Origin of the sequence: Jiangella ureilytica (genome assembly GCF_004348545.1) — a bacterium.
In the GTDB taxonomy this organism is placed as follows: domain Bacteria; phylum Actinomycetota; class Actinomycetes; order Jiangellales; family Jiangellaceae; genus Jiangella; species Jiangella ureilytica.
This window is the reverse complement of the sequence record NZ_SMKL01000127.1, coordinates 1-7365: the sequence shown is the minus strand read 5'-3', so window position 1 is coordinate 7365 and position 7365 is coordinate 1. Positions and strand designations below refer to the sequence as shown.

General features: G+C 72.3%; 6 protein-coding genes and 1 pseudogene. 3 read left to right on the top strand and 4 right to left on the bottom strand.

The features are described 5' to 3' along the window. Positions 1 to 26 precede the first annotated feature (26 nt). From disA to E1212_RS28580, 3 genes are all read right to left on the bottom strand, one after another. On the bottom strand, positions 27 to 1121 hold the full coding sequence (gene disA, locus E1212_RS28590; protein ID WP_131988866.1) for a DNA integrity scanning diadenylate cyclase DisA: 1095 nt from the start codon (positions 1119 to 1121) through the stop codon (positions 27 to 29). Between the two features lie 156 nt (positions 1122 to 1277). Further along, a complete protein-coding gene (gene radA, locus E1212_RS28585) occupies positions 1278 to 2669 on the bottom strand; it encodes a DNA repair protein RadA (protein WP_131988864.1) in 1392 nt (463 codons plus the stop codon). Positions 2670 to 2715: 46 nt separating this feature from the next. Beyond that, positions 2716 to 3363: a class I SAM-dependent methyltransferase gene (locus E1212_RS28580; RefSeq protein WP_131988868.1), complete on the bottom strand. Its 648-nt coding sequence runs from the start codon at positions 3361 to 3363 to the stop codon at positions 2716 to 2718. 257 nt (positions 3364 to 3620) lie between these two features. Between E1212_RS28580 and E1212_RS28575 the strand changes: the two genes are divergently transcribed. Continuing rightward, complete coding sequence (locus E1212_RS28575) at positions 3621 to 5117, top strand: LPXTG cell wall anchor domain-containing protein (RefSeq protein ID WP_131988862.1); 1497 nt, start codon at positions 3621 to 3623, stop codon at positions 5115 to 5117. Between the two features lie 97 nt (positions 5118 to 5214). On the opposite strand, the gene E1212_RS28570 is transcribed toward E1212_RS28575, so the two are convergent. Then, positions 5215 to 6024, bottom strand: a complete 810-nt coding sequence (locus tag E1212_RS28570) for a DUF3109 family protein (protein ID WP_420814452.1) — start codon at positions 6022 to 6024, stop codon at positions 5215 to 5217. Between E1212_RS28570 and E1212_RS28565 the strand changes: the two genes are divergently transcribed. Together E1212_RS28565 and E1212_RS28560 are read left to right on the top strand one after the other, a co-directional pair. Continuing rightward, entirely contained in the window at positions 5992 to 6951 is a 960-nt protein-coding gene (locus tag E1212_RS28565) for a Ppx/GppA family phosphatase (protein ID WP_131988858.1), read from the top strand. The genes E1212_RS28570 and E1212_RS28565 overlap by 33 nt on opposite strands. Before the next feature lie 134 nt (positions 6952 to 7085). Then, positions 7086 to 7365: pseudogene (locus E1212_RS28560) on the top strand (hypothetical protein); the annotation flags it as partial.

The following is a 7365-nucleotide window of genomic DNA, read 5'->3' as shown; positions in this document are numbered from 1 at the left end:
GTGGGTGGCCGGGGCGGGGTGGGCCGTCAGACGTAGCGCTCGAGGATGCTGGACTCGGCCAGCCGGGAGAGGCCCTCGCGGACGCTGCGGGCGCGGGACTCGCCGACACCCTCGACGGCCTGGAGGTCGTCGACGCTCGCGGCCAGGAGCTTCTGCAAGCCGCCGAAGTGCTCGACCAGGCGGTCGATGACGCTGTCAGGAAGGCGCGGCACGCGCGCCAGCAGGCGGAAACCGCGCGGGCTCACCGCCGCGTCGAGCTGCTCGCCGCCACCCGGGAAGCCGAGCGCCCGGGCGACCGCGCCGAGGTCGAGCAGATCGGTCCCGGACAGCGTGTCGAGGGCGCTGATGGCCTCGCCGAGGCTGCGCTTGCGCCGCCCGGACGGAGCCGGAAGGTAGTCGCGGATGACCAGCTCGCGATCGGAGTCGACGCCGGCGACGAGCTCGTCGAGCTGCAGGCTGAGCAGCCGGCCGTCGGTGCCGAGCTCGACGACGTAGCCGTCGATCTCGACGGAGATGCGCCGCACCATCTCGAGCCGCTGCGCCACCGAGACGACGTCGCGGACGGTGACGAGGTCTTCGATCTCGAGCGCCGACAGCGTGCCGGACACCTCGTCGAGGCGGAGCTTGTAGCGCTCGAGCGTGGCCAGCGCCTGGTTGGCGCGGGACAGGATCTGCCCGGCGTCCTCGAGCACGTAGCGGATGTCGTCGACGTAGATGGCGACGATGCGCATGGACTGGCTGACCGAGATGACCGGGAACCCGGTCTGCTTGGCCACCCGCTCGGCCGTGCGGTGCCGGGTGCCGGACTCGGTGGTCGGGATGGAGGGGTCGGGCACCAGTTGGGTGGCGGCCTTGAGGATGCGCGTGCAGTCGCGGTCGACGACGATGGCGCCGTCCATCTTCGCCAGCTCGCGCAGCCGGGTGGCGCTGAACTCGACGTCGAGGCTGAACCCGCCGGTGGACATGGCTTCGATGGTCTTGTCGTAGCCCAGCACGACCAGGGCGCCGGTGCGCCCGCGCAGGATACGCTCGAGGCCCTCGCGCAGGTTGGTACCGGGCGCGACGGCTGCGAGAGCCAGGCGCAGTTTCGCGTCGGCGCCGGCTCGATCGATGCCTTGCACGTGACCCCTGTCGTGACCCGGACGGCTTGTCGTGATGAACAGTGTACGGTCGCGCGTCTGGCGGCCCGGCGAGGGAGACAGACGACGCTGGATTGAACAGTCTAGGGCGTGATGTGCCGTCGTGAGACGACGATCGCGTCAATACCACGCAACGATTCAGCTGTGTTGCGGCGAATCCGCGGCCAAACCGGCGTTCCGGCCGGCCGCCGCGAGCGCCTGCCCGACATCGGCCACCTCGACCACGCGGATGCCGTCGGGCAGCGGGCCGGGGTCCGCCGGCACCAGCGCCGTGGTGAACCCCATGCGCCCGGCCTCGGCCAGCCGCTGCGACAGCCCGGAGACCCGGCGGATCTCGCCGGCCAGCCCGACCTCGCCGAGCGCCGTCAGCCCGGGCGGCAGCGGCGTGCCCGAGGTCGCGCTGGCCACCGCCAGCAGCAGCGCGAGGTCCGCGGACGGCTCGGAGAGCTTGGCGCCGCCGACGGTGGAGGTGTAGACGTCGCTGTTGCTGAGCCGCACCTGCCCCCGCCGTTCCAGCACCGCCAGCACCATGGCCACCCGGGAGGAGTCGAGCCCGCTGTTGGCCCGCCGCGGCGTGGCCAGCGCCGACGTGGCCACCAGCGCCTGCACCTCGCCCAGCAGCGGCCGCCGGCCCTCGAGCGTCACGGTGATGCAGGTGCCCGGCACCGGGGTGGAGTGCCGCGAGAGGAACAGCCCGGTGGGGTCGGCGAGCGAGCTGATGCCGGTGTCGGTGAGGTCGAAGCAGCCCACCTCGTCGGCCGGGCCGAACCTGTTCTTGACGGTACGGACCAGCCGCAGCCGCGAGTGCCGGTCGCCCTCGAAGTGCAGCACGACATCGACGAGGTGCTCGAGCACCCGCGGGCCGGCGATGCTGCCGTCCTTGGTGACATGCCCGACGAGGATGGTGGCGACGCCGCGGTCCTTGGCCACCCGGATGAGCGACGCCGCGACCTCGCGGACCTGGGTGACGCCGCCGGCCGCGCCGTCGACGGCCGGGCTGGACACCGTCTGGACGGAGTCGAGCACCACCAGCGACGGCTGCACCTCCTCGATGTGCCCGAGGACGGCGGACAGGTCGGTCTCGGCCGCGAGGTAGAGGTGGTCGGCGACGGCGCCGGTGCGCTCGGCCCGCAGCCGCACCTGGGCCGCCGACTCCTCGCCGGTGATGTAGAGGGCGCGGCCGGCCTCGTGCGCCCACCGCGCGGTGACGTCGAGCAGCAGGGTCGACTTGCCGACGCCGGGCTCGCCGGCCAGGAGGATGACGGCGCCCTGGACCAGCCCGCCGCCCAGCGCGCGGTCGAACTCGCCGACGCCGGTGGGCCGGGACCGGGCGGCCTCGATGGCGACGGAGCCGATGGGGCGGGCCGCCTCGGTGACCGGACCCGCCGCCGTGACGCCCGCCTTCGCGGCCCCGGCCTGCTCGACCGTGCCCCACGCCTGGCACTCGCCGCACCGGCCGACCCACTTGGCCGTGGTCCAGCCGCAATCGGTGCACCGGAACGACGGGGCCGCCGTCTTCGCCTTCGCCATGCCCAGAACCGTAGCCGCCGGTTCCGACAGGCTGCGGGAACGAGCGCTAGAAGCGCCGCCAGAACAGGTTGACCGCGTAGTCGACGGACGTGCCGGCGTGCTCGGCGAGGACGGCGTCGGCGGTCTTCGGGTCGAACTCGATGCGCACGACCGCCTCGAACGACGCGCGGTCGGGCTGCTCCCAGCGCATGGTCAGCTGCTCGCGGTGCCAGCCCTGACGGGCCCAGAACCGCTCGACCGCCTCGGCGTCGTACGACGGCAGCCCGGTGCGGAACCAGCGGCCGAACGTCGACCGGGTGGCGTCGTTGTCGATGACGAACGCGCTGCCGCCGTGGCGCACGACCCGGCGAAGCTCCGCCAGCCCCGGCTCGCAGCCCGGCCCGAAGAAGTAGGCCCAGCGGGCGTGGACGATGTCGACGGACGCCGGCGGTAGGGGCAACTCCTGCGCCTTGCCGCGCAGGACGGTGATGCGGGAGCGGACCGCGGCGGGCAGCGCCGCGACGCGGGCCTCGGCCCGGCGCACCAGCGGCTTGTGCGGCTCGACGCCGACGACCCGGCGGGCGGCGGCGGCGAACCGGGGGAGGTGGAAGCCGGACCCGCAGCCGACGTCGAGGACGTCGAGGCCGGCCCAGTCGTGCAGGCGGCGCATGGCCGCCTCGAGGACACCGTCGGGGTCGACCCCGCGGTTCTCCATTTCGTAGACGTCCGGATAGTGCCAGATGTTCGGGCTGGGGATCACGTCGCGGCGCACAGACCAATCATTGCAGACGCTTTCGCCGAATTCGGACAGAAAGGATGCGGGAATGTCGTGTCACCGGTATGTCACCCAGTTGAATGACCTTTTGTAGAGTACCTTGACACCCTTGGACAGGGGGTCGAATGTACTCCCTGGCGGGCATCCCGGAAATCAGGTTGCCTGGGAAACTTCTTTCGAATGATTTGAGGAGAATTGTGCTGAAGACAGTGCTGCGTGGCGCCGTTGTGGCCGGCGCTGCGCTCGCCGCCTGTTTCGCCCTGAGCGTGCCGGCGGCCACGGCCGAGGAGGGGAAGGCTCTCGACTTCCCCACCGAGATCACAAGTGTCGAGGAGGCCAACGGCCTGCTGGACACCCTCGGCCTCGGCGACATCGAGGTCGGCAACAGCCTCTGCGCACTGCCTTGGCTGTGGCAGGGCCCGTTCAACATCTTCGTCGGCGGCCAGGAGGCCTTCTACGAGGCCTGCAACGGCAACACCGGCATCGCCATCGGTGACGGCATCAACGTCCTGAACAACAACGCCGACTCCTACGGCGACGGCATCAACGTCCTCAACAACGCGTGCGCCGCGCCGTGGCTCTGGCAGGGCCCGGCCAACGGCGCCGTCGAGGACCAGTCCGCCTACTACGTGGTCTGCAACACCGAGGAGACCACGTACGGCGACGGCATCAACGTGCTCAACGGTGCCTGCGCCCTGCCGTGGCTGTGGCAGGGCCCGGCGAACGTGTTCGTCGAGGGCCAGGAGGCGACCTACGTCGCCTGCAACAGTGACGGCACCACCTACGGCGACGGCATCAACGTGGGCAACAACGCCTGCGCGCTGCCGTGGCTGTGGCAGGGCCCGGTCAACGGGTTCAGCGACGGTCAGTCCGCGCACTACGCCGCCTGCAACAACGACGGCACGCTGACCGGCGAGGGCGCCAACCTGCTGAACGGCGCCTGCGCCGCTCCGTGGATGTGGCAGGGTCCGATCAACGCGGTGCTGGGCGAGCAGTCGGCGCACTACACCGCCTGCAGCGGTGCCAGCACGCCGGACTCGAAGGACCTGCTGGGCAGCGTCGCCGCGGTGCTCGAGGGTGGCAGCATCGACATCCTCAACGACGCGTGCGCGCTGCCGTGGCTGTGGCAGGGCCCGGTCAACGCCGTCATCGGCAGCCAGGAGGCCTACTACCAGGCCTGCGACATGCGCGCCGAGGCGGAGACGGAGGTCGACGGCACTGAGGTCGACGGGACCGAGGTCGACGGCACTGAGGTCGACGGCACTGAGGTCGACGGGACCGAGGTCGACGGGACTGAGGTCGACGGCACTGAGGTCGACGGGACCGAGGTCGACGGGACCGAGGTCGACGGGACTGAGGTCGACGGCACTGAGGTCGACGGGACTGAGGTCGACGGGACTGAGGTCGACGGGACTGAGGTCGACGGGACTGAGGTCGACGGCACTGAGGTCGACGGCACCGAGACCGACGGGTCGGACGACGGCTCCGAGGACGGGTCGGACGACGGCTCCGAGGACGGGTCGGACGACGGCTCCGAGGACGGTTCCGCCTCGGGCTCCGACGACGGCTCCGGTGACGGCGAGTCGCTGCCGGACACCGGTGCGTCGAGCCAGCTGGTGTTCGTCGGTGCGGGCCTGCTGCTCGCCGGCGCGGCCGCCGCGTTCGCGGTGAACCGCCGTCAGGTCCAGCAGTAAGAGGTCAGCACCACAGGTGAGACAGCGTCACCGGTAGTTCCCCTGCAGAGGCCGCCGGCCCCGACCGATGAGGTTCGGGACCGGCGGTCTCTCCGTGTCAGTGCTCCTGCTGCCGCGCCGCCGTCGCCGGGTGCACGAGCAGCGGCAGCTGGGCGGCCAGGAACGCCTCGCAGTGCCGGGCCAGCTCCTCGTAGGCCTTGTCGCCGACGAGCTCGCGCAGCTCCGGCTCGCTGGACCGGTACACCGGCTCGCGCCCCACGTGCGCCTCGGTGGCCGTGGTGCAGTACCAGGTCATGTCGTGGCCGCCCGGGCCCCAGCCGGCGCGGTCGTACTCGCCGATGCTGATCTCGAGGTACGAGGTCCCGTCGGGCCGCTCGGCCTCGCGGTAGGTGCGCCTGATGGGCAGCTGCCAGCACACGTCGGGCTTGGTCTCGAGCGGGTGCTCCCCGACGGTGAGCGCGTAGGCGTGCAGCGCGCAGCCGATGCCGCCGGAGAACCCCGGCCGGTTGAGGAACACGCAGGCGCCGTCGACGACCCGGGTCTTGCGCTCGCCCTCGTCGTCGACCTCGACGACGCCGCCGCGCCGGCCGTCGTCGCGCAGCTGCCAGACGTCGGGGCCCAGCCGGTCGGCGTAGCCGAGCACGCGCTTCTCGTCGTCCTCGTCGGAGAAGTGGGCGCCGTGCGTGCAGCAGCCGTCGTCGGGCCGCTCGGCGTAGATGCCGGGGCAGCCCTGGCCGAAGATGCAGGTCCAGCGCGACGTCAGCCAGGTGAGGTCGCAGCGCAGCACCTGGCCGTCGTCGGCGGGGTCGGTGAACTCGACCCAGGCTCGTGCTCCGTGCGTCTGCAGCTCCACTCCACGAGTATCGTCCTTTCCGTGCGCATGGGTGTGCTCGACGTCGGTTCCAATACCGTTCACCTGCTGCTGGTCGACGCCCACCGCGGCGCGCGGCCGCTGCCGGCCCACAAGCAGAAGACCGAGCTGCGGCTGGTCGAGCTGCTCGACGACTCCGGCTCCATCAGCAAGCAGGGCGCCGAGCGGCTGGTCAAGGCCTGTCGCGAGGCGGTCGAGGCCGCCGAGGACAAGGGCGCCACGTCCATGCTGGCGTTCGCCACGTCGGCGCTGCGCGAGGCCGTCAACGGCACCGCCGTCCTCGACCGCGTGCGCGAGGAGGCCGGCGTCGACCTGCAGATCCTCTCCGGCGAGGACGAGGCCCGGCTCACGTTCCTGGCGGTGCGGCGCTGGTACGGGTGGTCGGCGGGCCGGCTGCTCAGCTTCGACATCGGCGGTGGCTCGCTCGAGCTGGCGGCCGGCGGCGACGAGGATCCCGACGTCGCCGTCTCACTGCCGCTGGGCGCCGCGCGGCTCACCCGCGCCTGGTTCAGCGACGACCCGCCGTCGAAGGACGAGCTGCGGGCGCTGCGCCGCCACGTCAGGGCCGAGATCGCCGCGATCGTCGGCAGCGTCAACCGCTACGGCGCACCCGACCGCGTGGTCGCGTCCAGCAAGACGTTCCGCTCGCTGGCCCGGGTGGCCGGCGCCGCGCCGTCGGGCGACGGGCCGTACGTGCGGCGCTCGCTCAGCCGCTCCGACGTGCAGGATCTGGTCAAGAAGCTGGCGGGCATGCCGGCGTCGGACCGCGCGAAGCTGCCCGGGGTCTCGGCCGGCCGGGCGGGCCAGCTGCTGGCCGGCGCCGTCGTCGCCGACGCCGCCATCGACCTGTTCGAGGTCGACGAGGTCGACATCTGCCCGTGGGCCCTGCGCGAGGGCGTCATCCTGCGCCGGCTCGACCAGATCGAAGGGGCCGGTTTCGGCGAATCGGACGAATCGGGTTAGAGTCTTCTGGCCCGTTACCGACTCGTGATCTGACGGAGGATCGCCGCACCGTGAGCAGAGCCCGCCACGCCGCACGCCGAAGCGGTTCGACCTCAAGACACAAGCGCCGCCGCCCCTCCCGTCTCCTGAGCATCGTGATCCCGGTCGCCGGTGCGGGTGCGGCCGCCGGCGCCGCCGTCGCCGCCACCGGCATGCCGGCGAGCGAGTCGCCGACGGCGGCCGTCTCGCCCGTGAACCCGGTGCCCTTCGACGTCGACGCCGAGCGCGAGGACGCCTCCGGAGCGCCCGACCGCGGCAACGCCGGCGACGCCGGCACGCCCTCGCCGCTGGCCGGCTCCGGCACCCCGACGGCGGCCGCGGTGACGCCGTCGGCGACCCCCACGCCGACTCTCGCGCCCACCCCCGCACCGACAC

Bases quoted from the DNA above. Each gene is read 5' to 3' on its own strand.
- radA (WP_131988864.1), bottom strand. From the start codon at position 2,669: ATGGCGAAGGCGAAGACGGCGGCCCCGTCGTTCCGGTGCACCGATTGC.
- E1212_RS28580 (WP_131988868.1), bottom strand. From the start codon at position 3,363: ATGGAGAACCGCGGGGTCGACCCCGACGGTGTCCTCGAGGCGGCCATG.